Annotated in this window: 26 protein-coding genes; 4 read left to right on the top strand and 22 right to left on the bottom strand. The window is 61.7% G+C overall.

Features of this window, described 5'->3' with window-relative positions; translation table 11 throughout:
• Positions 1 to 31: 31 nt before the first annotated feature.
• A complete protein-coding gene (locus ACNQOP_RS11340; RefSeq protein ID WP_284987044.1) occupies positions 32 to 1,780 on the bottom strand; it encodes a hypothetical protein in 1,749 nt (582 codons plus the stop codon).
• Positions 1,781 to 1,982: 202 nt separating this feature from the next.
• Between ACNQOP_RS11340 and ACNQOP_RS11335 the strand changes: the two genes are divergently transcribed.
• The gene (locus tag ACNQOP_RS11335; protein ID WP_235521596.1) at positions 1,983 to 3,275 is read left to right on the top strand and encodes an AI-2E family transporter; all 1,293 of its coding nucleotides are present in this window, start codon (positions 1,983 to 1,985) and stop codon (positions 3,273 to 3,275) included.
• Between the two features lie 111 nt (positions 3,276 to 3,386).
• Here ACNQOP_RS11335 and ACNQOP_RS11330 read toward each other — a convergent pair whose 3' ends face one another.
• Both ACNQOP_RS11330 and ACNQOP_RS11325 read right to left on the bottom strand, forming a co-directional pair.
• On the bottom strand, positions 3,387 to 4,181 hold the full coding sequence (locus ACNQOP_RS11330) for an alpha/beta hydrolase (protein WP_257369133.1): 795 nt from the start codon (positions 4,179 to 4,181) through the stop codon (positions 3,387 to 3,389).
• 19 nt (positions 4,182 to 4,200) lie between these two features.
• Complete coding sequence (locus ACNQOP_RS11325; protein ID WP_257369134.1) at positions 4,201 to 4,545, bottom strand: ATP/GTP-binding protein; 345 nt, start codon at positions 4,543 to 4,545, stop codon at positions 4,201 to 4,203.
• A 49-nt stretch (positions 4,546 to 4,594) separates the two neighbouring features.
• Between ACNQOP_RS11325 and nucS the strand changes: the two genes are divergently transcribed.
• The 3 genes from nucS (at position 4,595) to ACNQOP_RS11310 (ending at position 7,052) form a co-directional block, all read left to right on the top strand.
• Complete coding sequence (nucS, locus tag ACNQOP_RS11320; RefSeq protein WP_235521599.1) at positions 4,595 to 5,290, top strand: endonuclease NucS; 696 nt, start codon at positions 4,595 to 4,597, stop codon at positions 5,288 to 5,290.
• Positions 5,291 to 5,337: 47 nt separating this feature from the next.
• Positions 5,338 to 6,576 carry an N-acetylglucosamine-6-phosphate deacetylase gene (locus ACNQOP_RS11315; RefSeq protein WP_416404496.1) on the top strand — a complete coding sequence of 413 codons (1,239 nt, stop codon included), beginning with the start codon at positions 5,338 to 5,340 and terminating at the stop codon, positions 6,574 to 6,576.
• Positions 6,577 to 6,848: 272 nt separating this feature from the next.
• On the top strand, positions 6,849 to 7,052 hold the full coding sequence (locus ACNQOP_RS11310) for a cold-shock protein (RefSeq protein ID WP_018776337.1): 204 nt from the start codon (positions 6,849 to 6,851) through the stop codon (positions 7,050 to 7,052).
• A gap of 107 nt (positions 7,053 to 7,159) precedes the next feature.
• Here ACNQOP_RS11310 and ACNQOP_RS11305 read toward each other — a convergent pair whose 3' ends face one another.
• The 19 genes from ACNQOP_RS11305 to prfA all read right to left on the bottom strand — a co-directional run bounded on the left by ACNQOP_RS11305 (position 7,160) and on the right by prfA (position 25,410).
• The gene (locus tag ACNQOP_RS11305) at positions 7,160 to 9,676 is read right to left on the bottom strand and encodes a bifunctional lysylphosphatidylglycerol flippase/synthetase MprF (protein ID WP_416404495.1); all 2,517 of its coding nucleotides are present in this window, start codon (positions 9,674 to 9,676) and stop codon (positions 7,160 to 7,162) included.
• Positions 9,658 to 10,956: an alpha/beta hydrolase gene (locus ACNQOP_RS11300; protein WP_416404494.1), complete on the bottom strand. Its 1,299-nt coding sequence runs from the start codon at positions 10,954 to 10,956 to the stop codon at positions 9,658 to 9,660. The genes ACNQOP_RS11305 and ACNQOP_RS11300 overlap by 19 nt, the downstream gene beginning before the upstream one ends.
• 5 nt (positions 10,957 to 10,961) lie before the next feature.
• Positions 10,962 to 11,393: a DUF2550 domain-containing protein gene (locus ACNQOP_RS11295; protein WP_235521603.1), complete on the bottom strand. Its 432-nt coding sequence runs from the start codon at positions 11,391 to 11,393 to the stop codon at positions 10,962 to 10,964.
• A 10-nt stretch (positions 11,394 to 11,403) separates the two neighbouring features.
• Positions 11,404 to 11,688 (bottom strand): F0F1 ATP synthase subunit epsilon, encoded by a 285-nt coding sequence (locus tag ACNQOP_RS11290; RefSeq protein WP_026540143.1) that lies wholly within the window; start codon positions 11,686 to 11,688, stop codon positions 11,404 to 11,406.
• Position 11,689: 1 nt separating this feature from the next.
• Positions 11,690 to 13,141 (bottom strand): F0F1 ATP synthase subunit beta, encoded by a 1,452-nt coding sequence (gene atpD / locus ACNQOP_RS11285; protein ID WP_144649785.1) that lies wholly within the window; start codon positions 13,139 to 13,141, stop codon positions 11,690 to 11,692.
• Positions 13,142 to 13,225: 84 nt separating this feature from the next.
• Positions 13,226 to 14,116: a F0F1 ATP synthase subunit gamma gene (locus ACNQOP_RS11280; protein ID WP_257369139.1), complete on the bottom strand. Its 891-nt coding sequence runs from the start codon at positions 14,114 to 14,116 to the stop codon at positions 13,226 to 13,228.
• Positions 14,117 to 14,192: 76 nt separating this feature from the next.
• Positions 14,193 to 15,830, bottom strand: coding sequence for a F0F1 ATP synthase subunit alpha (gene atpA, locus ACNQOP_RS11275; RefSeq protein ID WP_211711786.1), 1,638 nt, complete (start codon positions 15,828 to 15,830; stop codon positions 14,193 to 14,195).
• Positions 15,831 to 15,916: 86 nt separating this feature from the next.
• Positions 15,917 to 16,744: a F0F1 ATP synthase subunit delta gene (locus ACNQOP_RS11270; protein WP_416404493.1), complete on the bottom strand. Its 828-nt coding sequence runs from the start codon at positions 16,742 to 16,744 to the stop codon at positions 15,917 to 15,919.
• Entirely contained in the window at positions 16,744 to 17,301 is a 558-nt protein-coding gene (locus tag ACNQOP_RS11265; protein WP_211711546.1) for a F0F1 ATP synthase subunit B, read from the bottom strand. The genes ACNQOP_RS11270 and ACNQOP_RS11265 overlap by 1 nt, the downstream gene beginning before the upstream one ends.
• A gap of 51 nt (positions 17,302 to 17,352) precedes the next feature.
• The gene (atpE, locus tag ACNQOP_RS11260) at positions 17,353 to 17,571 is read right to left on the bottom strand and encodes an ATP synthase F0 subunit C (RefSeq protein ID WP_011775261.1); all 219 of its coding nucleotides are present in this window, start codon (positions 17,569 to 17,571) and stop codon (positions 17,353 to 17,355) included.
• An 80-nt stretch (positions 17,572 to 17,651) separates the two neighbouring features.
• On the bottom strand, positions 17,652 to 18,452 hold the full coding sequence (gene atpB / locus ACNQOP_RS11255; protein ID WP_235521606.1) for a F0F1 ATP synthase subunit A: 801 nt from the start codon (positions 18,450 to 18,452) through the stop codon (positions 17,652 to 17,654).
• Positions 18,453 to 18,533: 81 nt separating this feature from the next.
• On the bottom strand, positions 18,534 to 18,869 hold the full coding sequence (locus tag ACNQOP_RS11250) for a hypothetical protein (RefSeq protein WP_257369142.1): 336 nt from the start codon (positions 18,867 to 18,869) through the stop codon (positions 18,534 to 18,536).
• On the bottom strand, positions 18,856 to 19,347 hold the full coding sequence (locus tag ACNQOP_RS11245; RefSeq protein ID WP_416404492.1) for a hypothetical protein: 492 nt from the start codon (positions 19,345 to 19,347) through the stop codon (positions 18,856 to 18,858). Before ACNQOP_RS11245 ends, ACNQOP_RS11250 begins: the two co-directional genes overlap by 14 nt.
• 118 nt (positions 19,348 to 19,465) lie before the next feature.
• On the bottom strand, positions 19,466 to 20,581 hold the full coding sequence (locus ACNQOP_RS11240) for an MraY family glycosyltransferase (RefSeq protein ID WP_416404491.1): 1,116 nt from the start codon (positions 20,579 to 20,581) through the stop codon (positions 19,466 to 19,468).
• A 279-nt stretch (positions 20,582 to 20,860) separates the two neighbouring features.
• Positions 20,861 to 21,820 carry a glycosyltransferase gene (locus tag ACNQOP_RS11235; protein ID WP_416404490.1) on the bottom strand — a complete coding sequence of 320 codons (960 nt, stop codon included), beginning with the start codon at positions 21,818 to 21,820 and terminating at the stop codon, positions 20,861 to 20,863.
• A complete protein-coding gene (locus ACNQOP_RS11230) occupies positions 21,821 to 22,606 on the bottom strand; it encodes a WecB/TagA/CpsF family glycosyltransferase (protein ID WP_416404489.1) in 786 nt (261 codons plus the stop codon).
• Entirely contained in the window at positions 22,603 to 23,418 is an 816-nt protein-coding gene (locus ACNQOP_RS11225; protein WP_416404488.1) for an L-threonylcarbamoyladenylate synthase, read from the bottom strand. Before ACNQOP_RS11225 ends, ACNQOP_RS11230 begins: the two co-directional genes overlap by 4 nt.
• Before the next feature lie 12 nt (positions 23,419 to 23,430).
• Positions 23,431 to 24,303, bottom strand: a complete 873-nt coding sequence (gene prmC, locus ACNQOP_RS11220; protein ID WP_257369147.1) for a peptide chain release factor N(5)-glutamine methyltransferase — start codon at positions 24,301 to 24,303, stop codon at positions 23,431 to 23,433.
• 33 nt (positions 24,304 to 24,336) lie between these two features.
• Positions 24,337 to 25,410, bottom strand: a complete 1,074-nt coding sequence (prfA, locus tag ACNQOP_RS11215) for a peptide chain release factor 1 (RefSeq protein WP_235521614.1) — start codon at positions 25,408 to 25,410, stop codon at positions 24,337 to 24,339.
• Positions 25,411 to 25,488: the final 78 nt, after the last annotated feature.

Here is a 25,488-nt window from a genome sequence, read left to right as displayed (position 1 = left end):
CCACTCTAGCCGCTGCCCTGCCAGGGGAATGCTACTTAAAGCTGGCTCCCACCAGGCCACGCGTTGCTGCAACCAGCTTCATGGGATCAGCGGAGCCTGCCGGCGGAATGTAGACCGCAACGGACTCGGCAAAGTTCAGGACCATGCCCGTCGTGGTTTCCTTGCCTCCGGCAAAGACTGCGGAATCATCCTCCAACAACAGCTTGTCACCGGCAGCCTTCGGCGTGCCTTCGAAAGCGAAGTCCAGTCGCCCAACCACCAGCGCACCGCCGTCGGCCGTACGCAACACCACAGTCTGGTTGGTGACCGGGGTGTGGGTGAACTTGAAGTTGGCGCTGGTGCCGTTCTTCACGGTGTCTGCCTGGTAGGCCAACGCACCGGCGATGTAAGGCGAGGACTGCCCATCGGCGAGCTTGCTCCGGTTAGGCGAATCGGGGTTCGTCAACATCTCGCCGAGGATTCCCAAGGCCTCGTTACCGCTGTACGCAAGGCCGGTGCTGTCGCTGGCAGGAACGGGTTTGGTTCCTTCACGGGGTACGGGGAAGGACGGGAAGTTGGTGCCCGGCTGCAGCGGAGCGGTGCCCCACAGCTTGTAGTTTTCACGCGGGGACAGTTGAACCAGCGTCAGGACCTGCGGCACAACGTTTCCGTCGCCCTGGGTGAGGGCGAAGACCGTGCGGGGCCAGTCACGCTTGGTGCTGATGACGCTGCTCTGCAGCTTGGTGGCACGAACCGGCATACGCGGTTCGTAGGCGGACACTGTAGACCGGATCTTGTAATTCGCGGTCCGGACCTGCAGTTCCATCTTGTCCACCCGGGGAGCAAGCTTGGCTGCATCCTTTGCGGCATCGGCCGCATCAACGGTACTGGCAACCTGCTCCAGGATGCGCTGCAACTGGGATTCCAGCATGACCGGAGTACCGCCGTCCGCGGCTGCCGGGGCTGAACTGGCAGAAGGCTGGGGCGTGGTGGTGGCCTGCGCGGCGACGGCCGTTCCGCCGACCATGACAGCAGCCAAAGCTGCCGCTACTGCCGTAACCCGCAATGCGGGGCCTTCTTTTTTGGTCTCACGGACCGGTGTCGTGTCGTCCGCGGGCGACTGCACCGGCAGCGACGTAGTTTCTTCAGCGTTCCCCGGGCCGTCATTTTCGCCATCCCTGCGGCGGTTACTGAGGGCCTTGGCAATGAATGGAAGGGCGGCGCCAACCAGGATAATGATGATGCCCAGGACAATCAGCGGCACGGCCCAGGGGGTCGTGGCGTTGTTCGGGAAAGTCATGGAAATCGACGACGGCGCGGGCTTGGTTCCGTCGCTGGCTACCAGGAGAGACCACTCGCCATCAGCCGGCGGGTTCCAGGTGTAGTCAAGTTCGCCGCTGCCGTCTTCGGTGCTGACCCAAAGGTCGGATCCTGCGGGAGAAGGCGCAGTGGCCTCACCGTCGGCAGAGGAAACCTCCAGGGACTTCTGGTCGGCCGACACGCCCGTCAGGGTGGTGTGGGCAGTCTTGCCAACCCAGGCGTTGACGTCGTCCGGACGCCCGGTAGCAACCGTGAAGTTGCCTTCGCCCTGGATCTTGATCTTCACCGGCCCGTCGTGGAGTGCGATCAACTTCTGGTCGATCACGGTCAGCGGGGCAGCTTTGGTATCACTGGGTACCGAAGCCGTCACAGTCTCGGATGGAGCCCAAAAAGTCAGCTGGCCAATGCCGGCCAGCATCGTCAACAGGCCCAGCAGCACCAGCAAGGCTGCAGTCTTCAAACGCACAGGATCACCTATCATCAGCGGTCGTTGAACTTCAAGGGTAACCGTTTTGTTATCAGAGAGTCAGATCGGGCCGACGGCGGCATGGTCCCTTAAAGCGCGGGATGGCGCCGCTGCAGCGCGATTCCGCGGTCCTGATAGTGTGGCGATGATCATGAACACAGGACCTTCCTGCGTGCCGGTCAGCCCCGTACCACCAATGAAAAGGCAGCTAAACCGCGTGAAAGAACCGTTGGAGCCCCGTCCCGCCAATGAGCCCGGGTCAAGTGCGGTGGAAGCCACGTCAGACGGAACCGCCGCGACCGTTCCTGTCCGCACCGGGCGGCTTGCCGCCATCAGCCGGAGACTGAGGCAGCCGATCCCGGGAGCGCGTACCCGCGTCCGTTTCGAAATGCCTCCCGAGGAAGAGGGCACAGATGTCCGCGAGGACTTCCGTCCCGAGGACGATCATGGCTTCGGCTCCCCTGGCCCCCGGATGTCGTCCCAGCACCCGCTGTACGTAGGGTTCATGGGCACCGCCGGAGTCGGCGTTGCCCTTGCAGTGTTCTACATCGCAAGCAACACCACGCAGCTCATTCTGTGGATCGTTGCGGCCCTTTTCATTGCGCTCGGACTTGACCCCGTGGTCCGTTGGCTGGAGGGCCGCAAGGTCCCCCGCCCCGCCGGTATTTTGATTTCCGTTTCCGTGCTGGTGCTGGCGGTAGCCGGTTTCTTCGCCACCTTGATTCCTACGATTGTCGAGCAGGTTTCGGAAATCGTGCGCCAGGCCCCGGACTGGATCCGCGGCTTCCTCGACTCGGACTTCTTCCGGACAGCGGACAGCCAGTTCGGTGTCCGGGACCGGATCACCACGGAACTGGATAAGTTCGTCAAGGACCCTGAGACCATGGGCGGAATATTTGGCGGCGTGGTCGGCTTCGGTTCCACCGTGGCCAACGGGCTGTTCGGTTCCTTGATAGTGCTCGTCCTGAGCCTGTACTTCCTGGCAGCCTTGCCGTCCATGAAGAAATGGGCGTACCGCCTGGCTCCCCGTTCGCGCCGGCCCAGGGTCCAGGCTTTGTCGGAGGCCATCACTGATTCCGTGGGCAACTACGTGATCGGCCAGGCCTGCGTCGCCCTCCTCAACGCGATCTTCGCGTTCATCGTGATGACGATCCTCGGCGTTCCGTTCAGCGTGCTCCTCGCGTTCGTCGTGTTGCTGCTCGCGTTCATTCCGCTGGTGGGAGGCCTTATCGCCGCAGTCGTGGTCATCCTCGTTGCACTCACGGCCGGATGGCAGACCGCCGTCGTCTATGCCATCGCCTACTTCGCGTACCTGCAGTTCGAGGCATACTTCATCTCCCCCCGCATCATGCAACGCGCGGTCGCGGTTCCTGGCGCCGTTGCCGTGATTTCCGTGATCGCCGGTGGCAGCCTGCTCGGGGTGCTGGGCGCCCTGATCGCCATCCCGACGGCCGCGGCCATCATGCTTCTGATCAAGGAAGTCTTTATCGTCCGCCAAGACCGGCACTGACCTTCCGCTGTTTTAGTACAGAGAATGCCCCTAAACCCTCGGGTTTAGGGGCATTCTCTGCATAACCACCCAGTCAGGCGCTGGCCACCGGGTCAGGCGCTGGCGACCGGGTCAGGCGCTGGCGACCGGCCCCGCCCACTGGCGTGGCAGGCCGTCCACTCCGGCACCCGCGGAAGTGACGTCGTCGACAATTTCATCCAGGACGCGCGCCGCGTACTTCTCGCCCACCCAGAGGTGCTTGGCACCGTCGACGCCGACCAACCGGGCCTGCGGAACCAGGCTGAAGCGCTGCGCTGCCTCGGCAGGTTGCAGATAGTCATCGTGCTCGGGCACCAGGACTGTCAGCGGCTTCCCGGAAGATGCCCACTCTTTGAGGTGGACGTCAGTGGCACGATGCAGCGGGGGCGACAACAGCACAGCTCCCTGGATCTGTGAAGCGACCGGCTCCACCGCGCCGTACATCAGGGCGAGTTCGGTACCAAAGGACCAGCCGACCAGCCAGCGGTTCGGCAGGCCACGATCCACGGCAAACCGCACCGCCGCTTCAACGTCGTAACGCTCACCGATGCCTTCCTCGAATTGTCCGTCGCTTGTCCCCCGCGGCGACTGCGTGCCACGGGTGTTGAACCGCAGCACTGCAACGCCGGCCAACGCCGGAAGCCTGTAGGACGCCTTGCGGTAGACATGGGAGTCCATGAACCCACCGTGGGTCGGCAACGGATGCAGGGTGATCAAGGTAGCGGCGATTTCACCGGATTCGGGAAGCGCGAGTTCCCCGCGCAGGACTTTGCCGTCCTCGGTGGTGAACTCGATATTTTCACGCCGGGCAGGCAGGACCGTTGAAGCGCGGATCTCGGATGGCGCGTCCTGTGGCGTGAAAACAAGCGAGGCGGGATCGAAAGTCATGCGTCCAAGCCTATTCGAATCAGCGGTAGCGGTAAGTCCGCGACGTCCAGCAGTTGGTGTGCCAGTGACGGCGTTCGGCCAGGCCGGCTGCCTGTCCGAACAAATGGCTGTCAGACCACACCACCAGATGGGCGATGCCCGGCAGGATCGCCGTGGAGCAACCCGGGCAGATGTATTCCTTCTCTGCCTTCTTGGCCGTCATGGTCCGCACCATCCAGTCCCCGTCAGGTGCGCTCTCGCGCCGCGCAATGCCGCTGCGGGCGCGCTCCAGGTCAAGTTCGGGCACCGGCTCAGTCCACTTGCCGCCGTTGCCGCCCGAGCGTGTACCGGACGCGTTGCGACGGGGGCGGTTGGAGCGGGGCATGGTTCCATTCTGCCCCAGCCACCAGGTCCCAGGCGGTATTGTGGGGCGGGTGCGACTCGTCATAGCCCGTTGTTCTGTTGATTACGTTGGCCGCCTCAAGGCCCACCTCCCCCTCGCTACCCGGCTGCTGCTGGTCAAGGCGGACGGCTCAGTGCTGGTGCACTCGGACGGCGGTTCCTACAAACCGCTGAACTGGATGAGCCCTCCCGCCACGCTCCGGGTGACGTCACCCGAAGAGACCGAGGTTGAAGAAGGCGTGGTGGAGCAGTGGACCGTTCAATCAGCCAAAACCGACGACCGCCTCATCATCAACATTTACGAGCAACTCCACGACACGTCCCATGAGCTCGGAACCGACCCCGGCCTGATCAAGGACGGCGTGGAAGCGGACCTCCAGCGGCTGCTTGCCGAGCAGATCGAAACCCTCGGAACGGGCTACTCCCTGATTCGCCGCGAGTACTTCACCGCCATCGGTCCCGTGGACATTCTGGCCAGGGATGCCAACGGAGCCACGGTTGCCATCGAACTCAAACGGCGCGGCGACATCGACGGCGTCGAACAGTTGACCCGTTATCTCGAACTGCTCAACCGCGATCCCCTGCTGGCACCCGTGCGCGGTATTTTCGCCGCCCAACAAATCAAGCCGCAGGCCAAAGTCCTTGCCAACGACCGCGGTATCGACTGCGTCACGTTGGATTATGACGCGATGCGCGGCGTGGATGACAGCGAATCCCGCCTCTTCTGATCCCCTCTCTTCGGGGGACTGTGCGTTGGGCCACTAGAATCGAAACCATGACTGCCGCCACTTCCTCCGCGCCGAGCCATCAGATCATCAAAGGAACGCTTGTCAGCGACGGCGAGATGGTGGAAGACGGCCTTCTTGCCATCGACGGCGACAGGATCGCCTATGCAGGTCCTGCCGGCGGTTTTGATCCCGAGGCCTATGAGGGCTTCCAGAGCGCTGTCCGACTTGGCGTTCCCAGCGGCAGCTACCTCATTCCTGGCCTTGTCGACGTGCACTGCCACGGCGGAAACGGTGGAGATTTCCCGGGAGGCGATGAGGCGTCGGCACGTAAAGCCGTGGACTTCCTGCACCGCTCCGGTACCACCACTTTCCTCGCCAGCATGGTCACAGCGCCCCGGGAAGACCTGCTTCGTGGCATAGAACTGTACGTGAAGCTGGTGGACGAGGGGCTCGTGGCCGGCATCCACCTCGAAGGCCCTTTCCTCTCCCATGCCCGCTGTGGCGCCCAAAATCCCGACTTCCTGCTGGACCCTGACCTCGAACTCATGGCTGAGCTGGTCGGCGCCGCCGATGGCAAGCTCGCCACCATGACCTACGCCCCGGAGCTTCCCGGAGCCGGAGCGCTGGTGGACCTGATGACGTCCCACGGCGTCACACCATCGCTGGGACACACCGACTGTGACGACGCCACTGCGGCGGCGTCGCTGGCTGCGGCCCGGGAGGGGCTTGAGCTGGCAGGGTTCGACGGCGTCAGCTCGCTTCCCACGGTGACGCACCTTTTCAACGGGATGCCACCCCTCCATCACCGCTCACCCGGCCCTGTCGCCGCCTGCCTGCGCATGGCCCAGTCAGGCAAGGCCGTTGTGGAGCTCATCGCGGATGGCACCCACCTCGACCCAGACACTGTGGCGACTGTTTTCCAGCTGGTCGGTGCCGCCAACATTGTCCTTGTGACTGATTCAATGGCGGCAGCCGGCCTCTCGGATGGAAACTACATGCTCGGCCCGTCGCCCGTGACCGTCAGCGGCGGAGTAGCAACACTGGATGCGACCGGATCCATTGCGGGTGGCACCGCAACCCTTCTTGAAGTGGTCCGCAAAACGGTGGCAGCCGGCGTCGCACTTCCTGACGCCCTCTGCTCGGCAACAGCGGTCCCCGCCGCAGTCCTGGGACTATCCGATGAAATTGGCGGGCTGCGCCGCGGATTGCGTGCCGACGTGGTTGTCACCAATGCCGACCTGGAACTCACCGGCGTCCTTCGATACGGACAGTGGTTGCACCAGTAATGACGGCATGTGAATTCAAAGGTCGGCGTTACCTTCTTTTTACCGAAAATTTTCCCGAATTGCCCAAAAGACCGTTGACCTCCGGCAGGCCGCATGAAAGTGTTGTAGCAGTCTTTGTGTAGGTGGTTTTCATGCTCGCAAGACGAGTTGCGAGCGTGAAGCTCCTGCGGAACCAGCCGGGCCAGGCCTGGCGGGAATCCATGGTCTTCTCGCGGAGTAACAAAGCCGGTACGAGGTGTATCGGACTGCTTTTCCATAATGAGGAGAAATACATGGCACTGGGAACCGTCAAGTGGTTCAACGCTGAAAAGGGCTTCGGCTTCATCACCCCGGATGACTCGGATGGGGACGTTTTCGTTCACTACTCCGAGATCCAGACCGGTGGCTTCAAGACCCTCGATGAGAACCAGCGCGTTCAGTTCGAGATCGGCCAGGGCGCCAAGGGCCCCCAGGCAACCGGCGTTACTGTCGTCTAGCATTACCTGTTGAATTCTGCTTCCGGCAGGAACAACACCGTTGGCCCCGGCTTACCAGCCGGGGTCAACGCATTTAAGAAAAGCCTCCACCAATAGGCGTTGACAATTCAACCAACCAATGTTCGAAGAAGCCTTGCAGAATGTCGTACCGACAATCCCGGCAGATACGCGCGGCTCAGCGCACGTCCCATTGCGGGAAGGTGCAGCGGGTCTTGGTAATACATGTACAAGGACCGGTACTCAGGTTGGAATCGTGACTTAAAGGATGCCAATGACCGGAATCCATAAACCGGTTCCAGTGCCTGTCCCACGGCGTCGAGAATTCCGGCAAGGCCTTTCGCCTGCTGCTCGATTTCGCCCTTGTCACTGGCAAGGGGCGAGCCCGACAACGAGATGACTTCCACGGAGTCCCGCAAATGCAGGACGGCCGAGGCTATGAGGAACTCCATCACTCCGGGAAAGGCATCGCCGCGTCGCCGCATGAAGTCCAGCGTCCAGCTAACAACCTTCCCGTTCTGGTGCACCGGCAGCCAACTGGTCACCCCGTAGACATAACCCGCCTCGTCCACGGCCACGCAGCAGAGAACGTCGTCGTCCTCCAACTCGTCCAGGCCACCGAGCGTGAAGCCCATCTCGGGAATCTTCTTCTGCGCAGCCCACTCTTCGGAGACCTCGCTGACCTGGGCGCGGACTCCGTGCGGCAGCTCCGAATAGCGGCCCCAACTGGCTTTGATGCCGCGTTTTGCTGCGCGGTTGAGGGACGTCCGGACGTTCTGCCACTCCTTTCCCCGGAACTCCAGGTCCCTGATGCGGAGACGGGTTTCCTGGGCCACCGCGACCCTGCGAAAACCCTTGGACTGCAGCATGGGCCATAGCTCATCGGTGCAGGAGTAGAAGCACGGGATCAGGGCGTGCTGGGAGCAGAACTCAAGGAAGCCCTCAGCCGTAGCTACGTGGTGCTCTGCCGCGCCAAGGGGTCCGGCGAGCGTCAGCGCTACGTGGCCGTGTTGCTGGTAGGCAACACCCCCGCTGACATCTGCCGTGAACCAGTACTTGTTGGGCTCCCACAGCGCCATCCATGACAACGAATCGCCGCCTTGCTTCGCCAACGCCCGGGCCTTTTGACGTGATTGGTGGTCCAACCCTCCAGCCAGGTGCCCACGCACCAGGAGGACCCAGACCCCCGCCAGCGCGACGAGCCAAAAGACTGTGCCGGAGTAGGAAAAAAGGAAGACTTCAAGGACGTCACGGTCGGCAAAGACCTTGCGGTAGACGCCCGGCAGTGGGACCGGAAGGTACTGGCGGGCGAGTTCAGCCGCCAAACCAAGCAGTCCACCGTCGCGATCCATGCCGCCCGACGCCAGCCACACCGTTGTGTAGGCAAGGATGAGCGCACCGCCCGTCAACCCCACCCACCAAAAAACCTTCCGGCGTAGTCGCTCCGAAGACCCCACCCTGAAGTGCCCCCGGTATACGAACATCAGGAGCGCAAGTACCAAGGGAACGAGTACCAGCGGAATCAGGTGTACCACGGCCGAGTTCAGCATCCCCACGTGAGGACGTCCCTGCACCCGCGGCATTCCGGCGAAGAGGGCCAGGTAGATTGCCGACAACGCCACCACTACCAGCTGCACTCCGATGGCAATCCCCAGGGCCAGCCGGCGGCCCCGCCGCATTCCGTCCGCGCAAATGAGCAGGAGCACTACCGGCACCACAGCCAGCGCCAGTCCGAAAGGTCCCGTGTACGCTTGCCGTCCCGATTCAAGGCACGCGACGTCGATTGTTCCGCCACAGCTGGTTTCCAGCTGGCTCAGGGTGGGCAAGGGGTTCAGGATGACATCACGAAGCAAGGACAGCGGGCCAGAGGGGCTGTTGGCAACAGCCGTCACGATTGGCCCCACGGCGAAAATCGCCATGGTCAAGGAAAGCAGGTTACGTACTTCCCTGCCCGTGGAACGGTAGAGATAAAGATGGCCCTGGCTGCTCTGCATCCACCATCCGGCGGCGAGGCCAATCAGCGCACCGAGGAACCCCACGACCGTCTCTGCGTGGCCAACGTACAGCAGCAGGAGCAATGAAATGGATAGCGTCACCGTCCGCAGGCGTCGCTGCCACAGGGTGGGTAGAAGCGCACTCGCTGCCATGGCCGTAGCCAGAATGGCGCCGTAAGGACCAATCAACCGGGTGTCGGCCATGCGCGACAACCAGCCGTCGTCAGCTTGGCGGGCAATTTGGGTGACCAGCAAGAACGCGGAAACACAGGCAAACTGGCCGCCCAGAAAAACCCCCGCCGTCTTGAGTGGTCCGAAGCGCCGCTCAGCCAAACCAAGCAGGAACAGCATCATGAGGATGGCTGTGGCGTAGGCAAGGGGGTTGGTGGTGAAGAAAAGGGATGTCCAGATGGACCACCCCTCCCCAGCCTTCAGCCCGGCCAGTGAAACACCGGCCACTGGAAGCCACGGCTCCGGCGGGCCCATCAGCAGGCTTCCGGACGCTATGGAGAGCACGACAAAAAGCACCATGGCAAAGAGAGTGAAAGGTGTGGAACGCAGGTGCCTGCCCGCTTGCCTGATCGCTGGCATCACCATACGGCTCAGGGCGAGGCTCACTGCGGGATTCCCCACCGCTTGGCAAGGAATCCGAGCGCACCCGGCATCCCTTCGATGACGGCGTCCCAGGAGTGTCCGGCACGGGCAATGGACTGCTCATGGGTGTCGAATCCCGAGTTCCGCGCCGCGTCTGCCAGTTCATGCATGTACGCGGTGAACTCGTGGTCGGCTTCACCGGAAACCAGATACACCCCGCTGCCGGAATACCTGCGTTCAGCCATCAGAACCAACGGCGTCCTGGACTCGAAAGCTTCAACATCCCCGCCGAACGAGTCGGCAATCGTCTTGCCTCGGTCCTTGGCAAGGGCCGGCTCACGCTCGGCGGAGAACGCAACAACGGAAGGAAACAGGTTCGGGTGCAGGGTTCCCATTTGCATGGCGCACGTGCCGCCGAAGGAGAATCCGCCAACTGCCCATTGCCTGTGGTCAGTGGAGACGTCCAAAGTGCTGCTGATCCAGGCTGGCACGTCCTGGGACAGGTACGTGTCGGCGTGAGCGATGTTGCTGTCCATGCACATGGTGTTTGCGTTGGCCGACCCATTGGGATCCACCACTACCGTCACGGGCGCCAACCCCCCGTGGTCCTCGGCGAAGCGGTCCAGGAGCGCCCGGAGCCGCCCGCCACTCAGCCAGTCGGTAGGACCGCCGGGCTGTCCCGCATAAAGTATGAACACAGGAAGGCTGGGCCGCGGGGACGACAGGTAAGCAGGGGGCAGATAAATGTAGGCGTCCCGGGCATCGAAGCCTGAAGCCGTACCGGGAATGTGGGCTTTGCGGAGGACTCCGCCTCCAGGCAGGGAATCAGGAGCTTTCCATGCACTCAGCGACGGACCGGGCACACTGCCTGCTGACCGTTGGAGGCTTGGCTCCAGCGGCTGTATCCGCGCCACGGCCGTGCCGAGCAAATCGGCCACAGTCTTGTTGAGTCCGAAGTAAAGATTTACCTGGGCAACGCACAGGAGAACCACGCCCAACATCGCCACACAACCCAGCAAGCGACTTTTGGCGCCGTTTCGTGGAAGGCGGGCAATGCTCAGGAGCAGGGCTGTGACTGCAAGGACAGACCAGACCAACGTCTCAAAGGGCAGGTTCTCCGAGAACGATGCCGTGAGGTCAATCAGGATCCAATGGACCAGGGCCACTACACCTACGGACAGGAGAAGGCAGGCAACCACTACGACAGGCCAGGACCGCTGGCGGCGCCACAGCAGGTACAAGCCCCCAACAGCCCCGAATCCGACGCAGAACCACATGAAGGGCCCATCAACCAGGCTGACATCCGAAAGGAAGTCCATGTCGCCTATCGCCAGGTTCCCACGCCGATGACCGGTCCGGCCTCCAGCCAGGACGAAAGTCCTGCATAGGCATCAAAGTTCATGGCAAGCATGAACTTGGTGCCTTCATACTGCAATTCGACAACCACGACGCCGGGTTGAACCCTTACGAGTTCGTCCTCAGTCGGTTGGCGCCGCCCGAGCAGCTCCAGTGAGCTGCGGGTGAACTTGTACTTGGGAATCACACTGAGCGACATTAAGCGGAACCACTCAAGCTCATTGTCCTGATAACGACAAACCCCCATCTGCCAGCTGTTTCCAGCCATGCAAATGGAGGCGTCTACCGTGCCGAGGGCACGCCGCAGATTGAAGCGGCGCACCCCCAGAAGGCACAGTGAAATGATCAGCAACGTAAACGCTGTTGCCAGGGCGATGAACGGAAAAAGGGAATCGTCCATCAAGGTCGTGCTATCGGATCCCCGCTGTAGCCGCTTCGCCCAGTTTGGCGTTGTCAGCAACAATGACCACGCGATCGTTGTCCACGGAGAAGAACCCACCGTCAACAACTACAGCGATCCGGTCACCGGAAACCGGCTGGATTGCCAGCTCGCCCTCGGCCAGGATGGCCAAAAGGGGCGAGTGGCCCGGCAGGATTCCGATTTCACCATCGCTGGTGCGGGCCTTCACCATCTTGGCCGCTCCGGACCACACAAAGTGGTCCGCCGCGACAATCTCAACCTCGAGCTCAGCCATACTACTTGGTCTGTTCCTGGATCTTGGCCCAGTTGCGCTCGACATCATCCAGGCCGCCGACGTTGAAGAACGCCTGCTCTGCGATGTGGTCCAGCTCGCCGTCGCAGATAGCCGTGAAGCCTTCGACGGTGTCCTTGATGGACACGGTGGAGCCTTCGACGCCGGTGAACTGCTTGGCGGTGTAGGTGTTCTGGGAGAGGAACTGCTGGATGCGACGTGCACGCGACACGACGATCTTGTCCTCTTCGGACAGTTCGTCAACACCAAGGATGGCGATGATGTCCTGGAGTTCCTTGTTCTTCTGCAGGATCTGCTTTACACGAACAGCCGTGTTGTAGTGGTCCTTGCCGATGTACTGGGGATCCAGGATGCGGGAGGTCGACGTCAGCGGGTCAACGGCCGGGTACAGACCACGGGATGCGATTTCACGGGAAAGTTCCGTGGTCGCGTCGAGGTGTGCGAAGGTCGTTGCCGGAGCCGGGTCGGTGTAGTCATCAGCGGGCACGTAGATGGCCTGCATCGACGTGATGGAGTGACCCTTGGTGGAGGTGATGCGCTCCTGGAGCAGACCCATCTCGTCAGCAAGGTTCGGCTGGTAGCCCACAGCGGACGGCATGCGGCCGAGCAGCGTGGAAACTTCCGAACCTGCCTGCGTGAAGCGGAAGATGTTGTCGATGAAGAGCAGCACGTCCTGGTTCTGGACATCGCGGAAGTACTCCGCCATAGTGAGCGCGGACAGGGCCACGCGCAGACGCGTTCCCGGCGGCTCATCCATCTGGCCGAATACAAGGGCGGTGTCCTTAAGAACGCCTGCCTCTTCCATTTCAACCCAGAGGTCGTTACCTTCACGGGTACGCTCGCCGACACCGGCGAAAACGGAAGTACCACCGAAGTTGCGGGCAACACGGGTGATCATTTCCTGGATCAGAACGGTCTTGCCGACGCCGGCGCCACCAAACAGACCGATCTTTCCACCCTTGATGTACGGGGTGAGGAGGTCGATGACCTTGATGCCGGTCTCGAGCATCTCCGTGGAGCCCTCGAGGGAAGCGAAGGCCGGAGCCTTGCGGTGGATCGGCCAGTAGGCGTCAGCCTTGATCTCGGACTCTTCGACGTCCAACGGCTTGCCGAGGACGTTGAAGATGTGGCCCTTGACGCCGTCGCCGACGGGCACGGAGATCGGTGCGCCGGAGTCCTGCACGGTGGTACCGCGGACAAGTCCGTCGGTAGCCTGCAGGGAGATGGCGCGAACGAGGTTGTCACCCAGGTGCTGGGAGGTCTCGAACGTGATGGTCTTGGTCTGCCCATTGAGGGTGATCTCAGTGGTCAGAGCGTTGTAAATCGACGGGATTGCGTCAGCCGGGAATTCGACGTCGACAACCGGACCAATAACACGGGCAATGCGGCCGGTGGCACCGGCCGTTGCTACGTGTTCGGTAGCAGTGGCAGTCATCTCTCTCACTTCACTCAGTAGATGGCGTGGGGTTAAGTTTATCTGTTGTTGCAGGTAAGGGTTTACAACCGAAACAGCTGCGGGCTAGGACGCGAGGGCGTCGGCGCCGGCCACGATTTCGGAAAGCTCCTGCGTAATTTCGGCTTGGCGGGCCGTGTTGCGAAGGCGCGTGTACTTCTTGATCAGATCCGTAGCGTTGTCACCGGCCGACTTCATGGCACGCTGGCGGGCAGCGAGCTCGGAAGCTGCAGCCTGCAGCATTGCTGCGAAGATGCGGGATTCGATGTAACGCGGGAGCAGTGCATCAAGCACCTGCTCGGTTTCCGGTTCGAATTCGTACAGCGGCAACAGCTCGGACTCCGAGGCTGCTTCCTCTTCGACGACCTCCAGCGGGAGCAAACGGATAACCGTAGGTTCCTGCGTCACCATGGACTTGAAGCGGGTGTAGACGACGTGGATCTCGTCCACGCCTCCCTCTTCGAAGTCCGTGGCGAAGTCCTCCAAAAGTGCAGCGCCGACTTCCTGGGCGGTTTCGAATTCCGGTGCGTCCGTGCCGCCGGTCCATACACGGGAGTATGACCGGTTGCGGAAATCGAAGTACGCCTGCGCCTTGCGGCCAACGAGGTACGCTTTGACTTCCTTGCCTTCTGCGTGAAGAAGCTCGAAGAGACCTTCAGCCTGCTTGAGCACGCTGGCCGAGTAGGATCCTGCAAGGCCGCGGTCTGAGGTAATAATCAGGACAGCGGCACGGCGGATCTGCTCCGGTTCCGTGGTCAGAGGGTGATCGATTTCGCTCTGAGTTGCGACAGCAGAAACGGCGCGGGTAATCGCGTTCGCGTAAGGCAGTGAAGCTGCTACGCGTGCGCGGGCCTTACCGATGCGCGAGGTAGCGATCAGTTCCATCGCCTTGAAGATCTTGCGCATCGACGTCGTCGAGCTGATCTTCTGACGGTAGACCCGAATCTGGGCTCCCATACTTATCCTTTCCTATGTTCCCGATGTGCTGCCCTGCCGGGGCCCTCGCGGACCCCGGCAGGGCAGGTTATCGAAACTAGCGCTTCTGCTTGACGATCTTTTCCTGGTCGACGTCGCCGCCGGCGATCGCTGCGTGCTCTTCGTGGCCTGCGCCAACCAAGTGGTTGTCGCCCTGGCCGAAGAAGCCCTTCTTGAAGGAAACGATGGCTTCCTTCAGTGCAGCAGCGGTGTCGTCATCCAGGACGTTGGTCTGGGCCAGCGTGGTCAGGATGGAGGACTGGTGCTTGAGGTGCTCCAGGAACTCGGACTCGAAACGGCTGATGTCCTCAACCGGAACGTCATCCAGGTAGCCGTTGGTACCGGCCCAGATGGAGACAACCTGGTTCTCGACCGGGAAGGGCGAGTACTGGCCCTGCTTGAGCAGTTCCATCAGGCGGGCACCACGGGTCAGCTGCTGACGGGAAGCAGCGTCAAGGTCGGATGCGAACATGGCGAAGGCCTGCATGTCGCGGTACTGGGCCAGGTCCAGCTTCAAAGTACCGGAGACCTTCTTCATGGACTTGACCTGTGCGGCACCACCAACGCGGGACACAGACACACCAACGTCAACAGCAGGACGCTGATTGGCGTTGAAGAGGTCCGACTGGAGGAAGATCTGGCCATCGGTGATGGAGATCACGTTGGTCGGGATGTAGGCGGAAACGTCGTTCGCCTTCGTCTCAACGATCGGAAGACCGGTCATCGAACCTGCGCCGAGCTCGTCGGAGAGCTTTGCACAACGCTCCAGCAGGCGGGAGTGCAAGTAGAAGACGTCGCCCGGGTAAGCTTCGCGTCCCGGCGGACGGCGCAGCAACAGGGACACGGCGCGGTAAGCCTCTGCCTGCTTGGACAGGTCATCGAAGATCACCAGGACGTGCTTGCCGCCGTACATCCAGTGCTGGCCGATGGCAGAACCTGCGTAAGGTGCCAGGTACTTGAAGCCAGCGGGGTCGGATGCCGGGGACGCCACGATGGTGGTGTACTCCAGTGCGCCGTGGTCCTCGAGGGTCTGGCGGACGGCTGCAATGGTGGAAGCCTTCTGGCCAACACCAACGTAGACGCAACGTACCTGCTTGGTGACATCGCCCGAAGCCCAGTTGGCCTTCTGGTTGATGATGGTGTCCACTGCGATCGCGGTCTTACCGGTCTGGCGGTCACCAATGATCAGCTGACGCTGGCCACGGCCGATCGGGATCATGGCGTCGATAGCCTTGAGGCCGGTCTGCATCGGTTCGTGAACCGACTTGCGCTCGGTAACGCCCGGTGCCTGGAGTTCCAGTGCACGGGTGCCCTCTGCCTTGATCTCGCCAAGGTCGTCGATCGGCTGGCCCAGGGGGTCGACAACGCGACCCAGGAAGGCGTCGCCAACCGGAACGGACAGGATTTCACCGGTGCGGTGAACTTCCTGGCCTTCTTCAATACCGGTGAAGTCACCGAGGATAATGACACCGATCTCGCGGACGTCGAGGTTCTGGGCGAGGCCCAGCGTGCCATCTTCGAAGCGAAGCAGCTCGTTCGCCATGACCGAGGGAAGACCCTCAACACGGGCGATGCCGTCACTTGCGGTGGTCACACGACCAACCTCTACGCGCTCTGCGTTACCGGGTTCGTAGGACGCCGCGAACTCGTTCAACGCATTACGGACGTCGTCGGCGTTGATGGTCAATTCGGCCATCTGCAGTCCCTGCTCTCCTGTTTTCGTGATCATCGTTGCTCACGATGACCGGGATTTATATCAGTTAAGTTGTGCTTTGTCTTTGCTTAGCCAGCGAGCTGGCGGCGAAGTTCGGTCAGGCGGGCTATGACCGAAGCGTCAAGCACTTCGTCACCTACCTGGACGCGGACTCCGCCGATCAGTGCCGGTTCGACATTGACGTTGACCTTCAGTTCGCGGCCGTAAAGGGCGTTCAGCCCGGCTTGCAGACGGCTGGCCTGCGTTTCCGTCAACGGACGGGTAACGCTGACGGTTGCAATCCAGCGTTGCTGGCGCTTGGCTGCAAGCTTGGCGAAGGACTCGACAAGCTTGCTCGGCTTGACACCCCGCGGATGCGTCACTGCCTGGCTGATGAGAACCTTGGCTTCCTCGCTGATGCCAGGAACAAGCTTCTCGACCAGTGCGATCTTTGCCGCGGGCGACGCCTGCGGCTCAGACAAAGCACGTTGTACTTCGTGGCTGGAAGCGACGGCCTGGTTGAAAGCAAACAGATCGTTTTCCAGCTCTTCCAGCCCCGTGATACCGGAGGCAGAAACGGCCGACTTGTTTTCAGCTACGGCAATGACCACCGTGGCGGCAAGGGTCTCGAGTGCATCGCCGATATCGCGTGCGGATGCCCAGCGTGAGCTGGCCAACCCGCCTGCAATCTCAGCAGCATCAGCGGAGACTTTCCCGCCAACCAGCTGCTTGACCAGCGCCGACTTCTCGTCTCCGGTACGGGACGGGTCAGTCAGGGCGCGGCGCAAGCCAGCCGAGCTGTCCACCGTTCCCAGGATTCCGAAGAGGTCCTTAGCCAACTGCAGCGAGGCGAAAGGAAGCTTGGCTTCCAGTTGCGCCAGTGCTGTGGTCAGCGATTCGCTCGATATACCTGCCATTACTTAGCTGCACCTGCGCTCTGGGTCTCCAGATCAGCAAGGAAGCGGTCCACAACGCGTGCGGCGCGCTGGTCGTCGGTGAGTGCTTCACCAACGATGCGTCCGGCCAGCGTGGTGGCCAGGGTGCCAACCTCGGAACGAAGCGAGACAACAGCTGCCTGACGCTCCGATTCGATGGCAGCGTGTGCCTGCTCGGTGATCCGGGCGGACTCGGCAGCTGCCTTGGCCTTGAGGTCCGCGAGGATCTGGGCGCCTTCGGCGCGTGCTTCTTCGCGGATGCGGTTGGCTTCGGCGCGGGCGTCGGTGAGCTGCTGCTTGTACTCTTCAAGAGCTGCAGAAGCTTCTGCCTGGGCCGCTTCGGCCTTTGCAATGCCACCTTCGATTGCTTCGGCGCGCTCTGCGAAGGTCTTCTCGAACATCGGGACAACAAACTTGACCACGATGTACAAGAGGACCGCAAAGCCGACGAGGACAACGCCCATTTCCCAGACGTTGGGAACGAGCGGGTTGCTCTTCGCTTCGCCTTCAGTGGCGGCTGAGATGATCAGCTGATTCATATTTCACCCGTCCTATCTACTCGTGCGTCGAATTCGCTTGGGTTCTTGTTATTAGGAAAGAACGAAAGCGAAGACGAGGCCGAGGATGGCAAGAGCTTCAGTCAGTGCCAGACCAAGGAACGCGATCGGCTGCAGCACACGCTGAGCTTCCGGCTGACGTGCAACACCGTTGATGTACGCGGCGAACACGAGACCCACACCGATACCACCGCCGATGGCCGAAAGACCGTAGCCGATGAGGTTGAGGGAGCCGTTGATGGTGCCTTCCATTTTTTCTTCCTTTCAAGATGCCGCCCGTGCGGCAGGTTGTTTGGGTTGCTTCATCCCCGCAAGGGGAAGTGTTGTGAGCCTTAGTGGCTGTCGGCGTGCAGGGCGCCTTCGATGTAGATCGCGGTCAGCAAAGTGAACACGTATGCCTGCAGGGCCATGATCAGGGCCTCGAGCATGTACATGGCGATCGCACCAACCAGAACCAGGACCGATGCGCCCTTGAGCAGTACGTTCTCCTGCATGACAAGGAACTCGATGCCGGAACCGGCAAGCATCACGATCAGGTGGCCGGCCAGCATGGTCGCGAACAGACGGAGGCTGTGCGTGACGGGGCGGACCAGGAAGTTGGAGATGATCTCGATCGGTACGACGATCAACAGGATGTACCACGGGATTCCCGACGGCACGGTTGCGAGCTTGAAGTACTTCAGGCCGTTCTTCTTGACACCGATTGCGATCCAGGTGAAGAAGACGATCCCTGCCAGCACGTACGCTCCACCAACGTGGGAGAAGCTTGGCAGCTGGATGACGGGGATCGCGCCATAGATGTTGTTGACCAAAATAAAGAAGAACAAGCTGAACAACAGCGGAACATACTTGATGAAGTCCTTGCCGCCGATGATGTCCTTGGCGATGCTGTTGCGGACGAAGCCATAGGCCATCTCGCCTGCGAACTGCAGCTTGCCGGGAACCAGCTGCTGCTTACGTGCAGCGAGGATAAAGAATGTAGCGATAATGACGACCGATAGGATCACCAGCAGCATCTGCTTGGAGAAGCCATCGTGCGCACCCCAAGGCAGGATTGCCGGCAGGTGCATTTCGTCGATTCCGGGTGGGGTGAAGGACCCCGAATCCTGGGCGGGGAGCGCAAGCGCGATCAACGCGTTTCCTCTCTGCTGTGTCCATCATTGGGCATTGGTTGGAGTCCGGACGCGTTGGACGCATTCGTCATCCGTGTGAAATTATTTGGCATTACTGTCCCCGTCCGTGGACGGACCGCTGTCTGCGTTACTCTCGCCAGGAGTGGTGCTTTGCCTGGTGAGGCCGTGCATATGGGAAAGATAGAACCCTCCTGCGGCTCCCAGCAGAGCGCCAAGGAGCACAATCCAGCGGGTCCCCCACAGATTATCCAGACCCCAGCCTACCAAACTCCAGACAATGATCCCGCCAATGATGTAGCTGAAGACAGCCATACCGGCGTTATATCCGCCGTCGTTTCCGTCGTTGCCGGTTTCGTTGCCGCTGGCAGGTTGCTGGGCAGGAAGGGACGGGCGTGAATAGCGCTTACGCGGAGACATCCGGACCGTCCTTCTGCTCGGCTGGGTCGTTGTAGATCTGGAGGCGGGCCTTGCTGAAGCCGTAGATTTCCGCGGCCTGCCAGAAGACAACGGCAACCACAGCACCAATCAGGAACCAGCGGTGGTGGAGCCAGTCCGGAGCGCCGAGCACAAAGAGCACCACGGCGAATCCGATCACCTTGATGAAGTACGTGGCAACAAAGAGCCCGACTGCGCCGGAAGGGTTGTTACGGCCAACAAAGTGGCCGATCAGGAGGCTGATTCCGAAGAAGAGCATGACCAGGGCGGAACCGAACGCTGCTGAAAGAGCGCCTTGCCCGCCGTTCATGAAGGCCGCGATGACGCAGGTTATGGCTGTTGCTGCCACCGCTGCTGCGGCACTGAGCATGAGCAACCGGAGCCACAACGAAGACTGGCCGCCAACAGATCCAACACTACGTTGACCGGACGGTCGTCCGGTTTCGGCGTTGGATGTCATGGGGATACCAATCCTTGTGGCACAGGTGCCATCTTCTCAAAGGGGGATTTACGGGCGAGTGACTGTCCGCAGTAAGAATTCTACATGAGATAGAACTGTGACTCTAACCAGACTTCATCTACTGCTCCCCCGGCCGCGTCGAGTTCCGGGTGAAGTAGGGCCACGCCGTGACTGCCGCCATGACGAGCGCTGCCGCGATGACAACGATGAGTACCACCTGCCACGGGAATACAGCGAAGGCGACGCCGCCGAACGCAAGGATGCAGGTCCACACATACAGCATGACGACGGCGGTGCGGTGCGAGTACCCCAGGTCAACCAGCTTGTGATGGAGGTGCCCACGGTCGGCGGACCATGGCGACTGTCCCCTTGCCGTCCTCCGGATCACCGCCATCCCCAGATCCAGGAGTGGAAGGGACAGGACCGCGAAGGGCAGGAGGATGGGAACCACTGTGGGGATACCGTTTGCGCGATCGTAAAGGCCGGACCCGATCTGTCCCGTCGCCACGACGCCGGCGGAAGCCATGAGCAGCCCAATCAGCATGGCTCCCGAATCCCCCATGAAGATCTTTGCCGGGAACCAGTTATGGGGCAGGAAGCCGATGCAGCTGCCAACCAGGATGGCCATCAGTAGTGTCGCCAGGTCTGAATTGTCGGTGGAGGGGTTGTTGCGGTGGACCCAGTAGGCGGTGAGGAAGAACGCTCCCCCGCCAATGGTTGCCACCCCTGCTGCCAGTCCATCGAGCCCGTCGATAAAGTTCACGGCGTTCATGGTGGTGACAATCAGGCCCGCGGTGAGAACAATCTGGACCACCTCGGAGCCCAGGAAGATCGGTTCGGGGATGAACGGGACGACGGACATCCGGACTCCCCAGACAGCCACAATGAGCGCAGCCGCTCCTTGTCCGAGCAGTTTGATCCACCAGCGGATGTCCAGGATGTCGTCCGCCACTCCAACCGCCACGATGACGACGGCGCCCGCGAGAATCCCCCATGGAGCATCGTTGTGCCTGAAAATGTCCCTGACGAAGAAGGTATTGCTGGCAACGACCAACGCGACGAAGAAGCCGGCGAAAATGCCCAGGCCGCCCAGCTTGGAAATCAGCACGGAGTGCATGTCGCGGCTCCGGATGGGCCTGTAGAGCCGCAGCTTGTTCCCGGCCACGCGTGCGCCCCACGTCCCCGCGTAGGACACCACGGCAGCCGTAAGCGCCATCAGCAGATACATGATCATGCTGCGGCTCCCGGAATTTGTCCGCCGGTTGGATCGGAAGCGCTTGTCAGCGAACGTGGCCGGATCCCCGCCTGGATGCCGGGGAATCCCGGGCAGCTCAAGGTGTGGAATTCTGTCTGTGGATAAATGGAACTACTCCGTCGCCATGCCTGCACCGGCTCTGCCGAATGTTGCGGGATTTTCGTGGACTCTTGTCACGATACTAATGCCATCGGCCGTGACCAGCCTGTGACGCAGCCGCAGAACCCCAAGTTGTTTAGCTGCCTTAGCACCGCTTTTTTACTGCCGGACGGGCTGCCGGACATCACGCAGCGCGTAGATTCCGGCCAACACTTCGGCGTTGGGACGCGGCGCCTTAAGGCCGTCCCGGAGGCCTTTGAAAAGTCCTGCCAACAGTACTTTCCGGTTTTTGGAAGCGATGATCGTCCGGGTCCAGTTTCGCAGGGAAGCACCAGTGAAGAGCGCCTTTTCCCACGGCGCCAGTGCGTTGGACCGCGTATAGACCCACACCTTGTTGCGCACCTCGTAGTAAAAGCGGGGACCCGGGTCGGCGCCGGCATCACCAAAGACTTTCGTGTGGTGGTTGGCAACCGACGCGTTGGTGCTCAATGCTATGCCCTTGCGGGAAACCCTGGCGGTGTACTCCAGGTCATCGTTCCAGATGAAGTAGTCCGCTATGGGCAGTCCGTGGCGCCTGATTTCCGCTGCCTGAATGAGGACCGAAACGAACGAAGCGCTCCGGATTTGCGTGGCACCGAGTCGGGCAGCCGCGCTTCGGGATTCTTCGCTTGCGGCCATCCGGGGGCGCATGCGGTTCATGGGATGGTCGCGACCATCAGTCCACACAACGCGGCTGGCGATGAAACCAGGGACGTCTCCTGTGTCCTGCCCATATGCCTGGGCAAGGTCCAGTGCTTCCTGCAGCGCCGGGCGCTGGGGCTCAGTGTCGTCGTCCATGATCCACACGTGGTCTGCGCGATGGTCGAGGACTGCGCGTTCCATGCCGACTGCGAAGCCTCCTGCGCCGCCTACGTTGGTATTCAACGTCACCACGTCCGTGGTCACCGGCCCCTGGTAGGTCTGCAGGAACTCCGCTGTTCCGTCCGTGGAGGCGTTGTCGACGACGACGACGACGTCCGGCACCCGGGTGCCCGAGGCGATCCCCGCCAAGGTTGTCTGGAGAAGTTCACGCCGGTTATAGGTCACCACGACGGCGACCACAATGGGTTGGGAGGTCATTCACTGGCCTTCGGTCTGGGATGGTTGGAAGCGGCGGCGAATCAAGAGGCCTGCCAGCTTCCACGGTTCAACAAATACCCTGTAGGCAACCCGCCCAGGATGGAGCAGGAGGCGCCAGGCCCATTCCAGGCCAAGGCGCCCCAGCCAGCGCGGAGCGAGTTTCTGGACGCCTGCAACCTGTTCAATGGCCCCTCCGACTGCGCAGTACACAGCCGGTGGCAACTCCGCGAGTCGTCGCTGGAGGACAGCTTCCTGGAGGGGCATCCCCAAACCCAGGAGCACCAGCTGGGGACGGAAGTCGCTGAGCCAGTTCACTACGGCGGCCTCCGTGGCGCCATCCCAGTCTTCACCGGGCATTCCGTCAACGGTGACGCCGGGCGCAATGGACCGCAACCGCATGACGGCCTTCGTGTTGGCCTCACGACCAGCGCCAACCACTGCCACGCGCTGCAAGCCGGACACTTTCCCGAGATCAGGAATCCAATCCATTGACCCTAGCCGGTAAGCCATGGCTCCTTGGCCCAGTGGATGTAATTGCTTCCTGTGGGCCAGGCCCCACAGCAAGGCCACGGGCGCGCCGTCCAGCAGGACGATGGAACTGTCCCGGTAGAGGGAGCGGAACTCCGGGCAGGAGTGGAAAAGCGTAATGCTGTGGAGGTTGTGACCCAGCACCGTGGCGGTGGTGCCCGCTGCAATGAGGCCGCCCAGGGCATTGATGAGCTCATCAACGCGCAGCGGAGTGGCGTCGACGTCAAGGACGGGGACGCGTTGGCGGTCGGGAATCATTCGGGCTTGGATTGGACTGGAGCGCCTGGTTCCGCGATGTCGGCCGCAGGTTCCTGTTCAACGGCGGCAGGTTCCGATACGTCCGCCTGCGCGTCACCGGAGGCAGTTTCCTCAGGTTCGGACTGCTGTCCCGGGACCTCAGCCCCAAGGGCTTCCCCGAAACCAAGGATGGACGGAACGATTTCGCGCAGGCGTTCGAGCTCGATGGCGCCTTGGCGAACCACACGGAATGGCGTGGACGTGGCATCGACGATCGTGGACGGCAGCGCTGCGGTGCCCTTGACGGGCCGGAACCCGCCTTCCAGGTAGACCTCCACCGATTCAGCCAGCTGGAGGCGGGCCTCGGAAGCTGTCTGGGCCGCCTCCTGGCCTGTGCGGTTGGCGGAGGAGACTGCGAGCGGGCCGGTCAGGCTCAGGAGGTCCAATGCGATCTCGTCGTCTGGCATCCTAAGGGCTACGGTGCCTTTGGTATCGCCCAAATCCCAGTCCAGGGATGGCTGGGCGTGCAGAATGAGGGTCAGTCCACCGGGCCAGAAAGCCTGAGCGAGTGCCCGGGCATCCGCCGGTACATCGGTGGCCAGTCCATCCAGGGCATTGATCCGGGGAATCAGCACCGGCGGGGGCATCTGGCGGCTGCGGCCCTTGGAAGCGAGCAGCAGGGTGACGGCCAGGGGTGAAAAGGCGTCCGCACCGATGCCGTAAACAGTGTCAGTGGGAAGCACGATGCACTTCTTTTCGCTGATGGCGCGCTGGGCGTGCTGAAGGCCTTCAGTCCGCTGGTCATCGGAAGTGCAATTGTAGGTTGTGGTCACAGCCCTATTCTTTCACTCATCAGGAGCGGCGCTTGCCAGCAGTGCGCTGGTGGCACGTTCCTTGCCGTTCAGGTCAAAGTGCGTGGTGACGTCATTCCAACGTCCCGTTCCCCGGAGCATCCCTGCGATCCACGCCGCCTGGACTTCAGCGTGTTCCATCACAAAGTAGCCGCCTGGTTTCAGGAGCCGCGCCGCAGAGGCTGCTGCCGCCGTCGGGAGTTCCATGCCGTCCGCTCCCCCACCGTACAGTGCCTCGGGTGGATCGTGGAGTGCAACTTCCGGTTCGGTGGGTATCGCCTCCGCCGGGATGTACGGCGGGTTGGAAACGACGACGTCGAAGGTTCCGTTATGTTCGGGCAGCGCATCCCTGAGATCGCCCTGCAGGAGCGTGACCCCCAAGGGTTCCAGGTTCTTCGCGGCCCACGCGTGCGCAAAAGTACTGAACTCAACTGCGTGGACTTCGGCACCCGGGATCTCGTGGGCAATCGAGCCGGCGATCGCACCGGATCCGGTGCCAAGGTCCACTACTTTGGGATGTGGCATTCCTGCCAGGTGGTCGATGACCAACTGGACCACCGATTCCGTTTCAGGCCGGGGTATGAACACACCGGGGCCAACGCGCAGTTCAAGGTACCGGAAATAGGCGACGCCGGTGATGTGCTGCAACGGCACCCGCGCGGCACGTTCGGCCACCAGGTCCGCATAGCCTTCAGGCGCAGGATCACTGCCGAGGAGCATCGCGCGAAGCCGGCCAAGGCCGACTCCCAGGAGGTGCTCTGCGAGAAGTTCCGCGTCCACGCGCGGCGTGGGCACGCCCGCCTCGGTAAGAATGGCAGTAGCCTCGCGAACTGCGTCCGCGAGGCTCTGGCCTGGGTAAAACGTCATGGATCTACTCTGCTGTTGAGGTGCGGCAGTGTGCTATTCGCCGATGGCGTCCAGGCGCGCCTGTTCGTCAGCCTCAATGGCCGACTGGATGACGGGCTCAAGATCGCCGTTCATCACGGCATCGAGGTTGTAGGCCTTATAACCCGTGCGGTGGTCCGCAATCCGGTTTTCCGGGAAGTTGTACGTGCGGATGCGCTCCGAACGGTCCATGGTGCGGATCTGCGACTTGCGCTGTTCCGAGTTGGCGGCGTCGATCTGCTCCTGCTGGTGGGCAAGGAGCCTGGCACGAAGAACGCGCATGCCGGCTTCACGGTTCTGCAGCTGCGACTTCTCGTTCTGCATCGCCACGACAATGCCCGTGGGCAAGTGGGTGATGCGGACGGCGGAGTCAGTGGTGTTCACGGACTGGCCACCGGGACCTGAAGAACGGTAAACGTCGATCTTGAGGTCGTTCTGGTTGATTTCGAGCTCTTCGGGCTCATCGACTTCGGGAAGAACCAGGACACCTGCAGCGGAGGTGTGGATACGGCCCTGCGATTCGGTCACGGGAACGCGCTGCACACGGTGGACACCGCCCTCAAACTTCAACCTGGCGAAGACACCTTCTGCGGGATCGTTGGAGTTTCCCTTGATCGCGACGGAGACGTCCTTGTAACCACCGAGGTCAGATTCGGTGGCCGAGATCATTTCGGTCTTCCAGCCACGGGATTCGGCGTAGCGCATGTACATGCGCAGGAGGTCGCCGGCGAACAACGCAGCTTCATCGCCACCTTCGCCACCCTTGACTTCCAGGATCACGTTGCGGGCATCATCAGGATCGCGCGGGATCAGCAGCCGGCGAAGACGTTCCTCAGCTGCGGGGATCTGCTCTTCCAACTGCACTACTTCAGCGGCGAACTCGGGATCCTCGTCAGCCATCTCCTTGGCAGCCTCAAGATCGTCGTTGAGCCCGCGCCACTTGTTGTAAGCCTCCACAATGCCCTGAAGCTGAGCAGATCGCCGTCCCAACTTCCTGGCCGCAGACTGATCAGCATAAACGGCAGGATCACTCAACTGCGCCTGAATAGCAGCATGCTCATCAAGCAATCCCTGTACGGACTCAAACATTCTCAAACCTCTTTCGACTTCTACAAGTCTAATAACTGCATCGTGTGGTCACGCACAGCCCATTTGGGGCCCACTGGG

The sequence above is a fragment of the Arthrobacter sp. LFS091 genome (assembly GCF_047977885.1).
In the GTDB taxonomy this organism is placed as follows: Bacteria; Actinomycetota; Actinomycetes; order Actinomycetales; family Micrococcaceae; genus Arthrobacter.
This window is presented reverse-complemented; position numbering and strand designations above follow the sequence as displayed.

Coding starts and splice junctions, on each gene's coding strand:
- ACNQOP_RS11340 (WP_284987044.1), bottom strand. CDS start 1,780: ATGATAGGTGATCCTGTGCGTTTGAAGACTGCAGCCTTGCTGGTGCTG.
- ACNQOP_RS11330 (WP_257369133.1), bottom strand. CDS start 4,181: ATGACTTTCGATCCCGCCTCGCTTGTTTTCACGCCACAGGACGCGCCA.
- ACNQOP_RS11325 (WP_257369134.1), bottom strand. CDS start 4,545: ATGCCCCGCTCCAACCGCCCCCGTCGCAACGCGTCCGGTACACGCTCG.
- ACNQOP_RS11315 (WP_416404496.1), top strand. CDS start 5,338: ATGACTGCCGCCACTTCCTCCGCGCCGAGCCATCAGATCATCAAAGGA.
- ACNQOP_RS11310 (WP_018776337.1), top strand. CDS start 6,849: ATGGCACTGGGAACCGTCAAGTGGTTCAACGCTGAAAAGGGCTTCGGC.
- ACNQOP_RS11300 (WP_416404494.1), bottom strand. CDS start 10,956: ATGGACTTCCTTTCGGATGTCAGCCTGGTTGATGGGCCCTTCATGTGG.
- ACNQOP_RS11295 (WP_235521603.1), bottom strand. CDS start 11,393: ATGGACGATTCCCTTTTTCCGTTCATCGCCCTGGCAACAGCGTTTACG.
- ACNQOP_RS11290 (WP_026540143.1), bottom strand. CDS start 11,688: ATGGCTGAGCTCGAGGTTGAGATTGTCGCGGCGGACCACTTTGTGTGG.
- atpD (WP_144649785.1), bottom strand. CDS start 13,141: ATGACTGCCACTGCTACCGAACACGTAGCAACGGCCGGTGCCACCGGC.
- ACNQOP_RS11280 (WP_257369139.1), bottom strand. CDS start 14,116: ATGGGAGCCCAGATTCGGGTCTACCGTCAGAAGATCAGCTCGACGACG.
- atpA (WP_211711786.1), bottom strand. CDS start 15,830: ATGGCCGAATTGACCATCAACGCCGACGACGTCCGTAATGCGTTGAAC.
- ACNQOP_RS11270 (WP_416404493.1), bottom strand. CDS start 16,744: ATGGCAGGTATATCGAGCGAATCGCTGACCACAGCACTGGCGCAACTG.
- ACNQOP_RS11265 (WP_211711546.1), bottom strand. CDS start 17,301: ATGAATCAGCTGATCATCTCAGCCGCCACTGAAGGCGAAGCGAAGAGC.
- atpE (WP_011775261.1), bottom strand. CDS start 17,571: ATGGAAGGCACCATCAACGGCTCCCTCAACCTCATCGGCTACGGTCTT.
- ACNQOP_RS11250 (WP_257369142.1), bottom strand. CDS start 18,869: ATGTCTCCGCGTAAGCGCTATTCACGCCCGTCCCTTCCTGCCCAGCAA.
- ACNQOP_RS11245 (WP_416404492.1), bottom strand. CDS start 19,347: ATGACATCCAACGCCGAAACCGGACGACCGTCCGGTCAACGTAGTGTT.
- ACNQOP_RS11240 (WP_416404491.1), bottom strand. CDS start 20,581: ATGATCATGTATCTGCTGATGGCGCTTACGGCTGCCGTGGTGTCCTAC.
- ACNQOP_RS11235 (WP_416404490.1), bottom strand. CDS start 21,820: ATGACCTCCCAACCCATTGTGGTCGCCGTCGTGGTGACCTATAACCGG.
- ACNQOP_RS11230 (WP_416404489.1), bottom strand. CDS start 22,606: ATGATTCCCGACCGCCAACGCGTCCCCGTCCTTGACGTCGACGCCACT.
- prmC (WP_257369147.1), bottom strand. CDS start 24,303: ATGACGTTTTACCCAGGCCAGAGCCTCGCGGACGCAGTTCGCGAGGCT.
- prfA (WP_235521614.1), bottom strand. CDS start 25,410: ATGTTTGAGTCCGTACAGGGATTGCTTGATGAGCATGCTGCTATTCAG.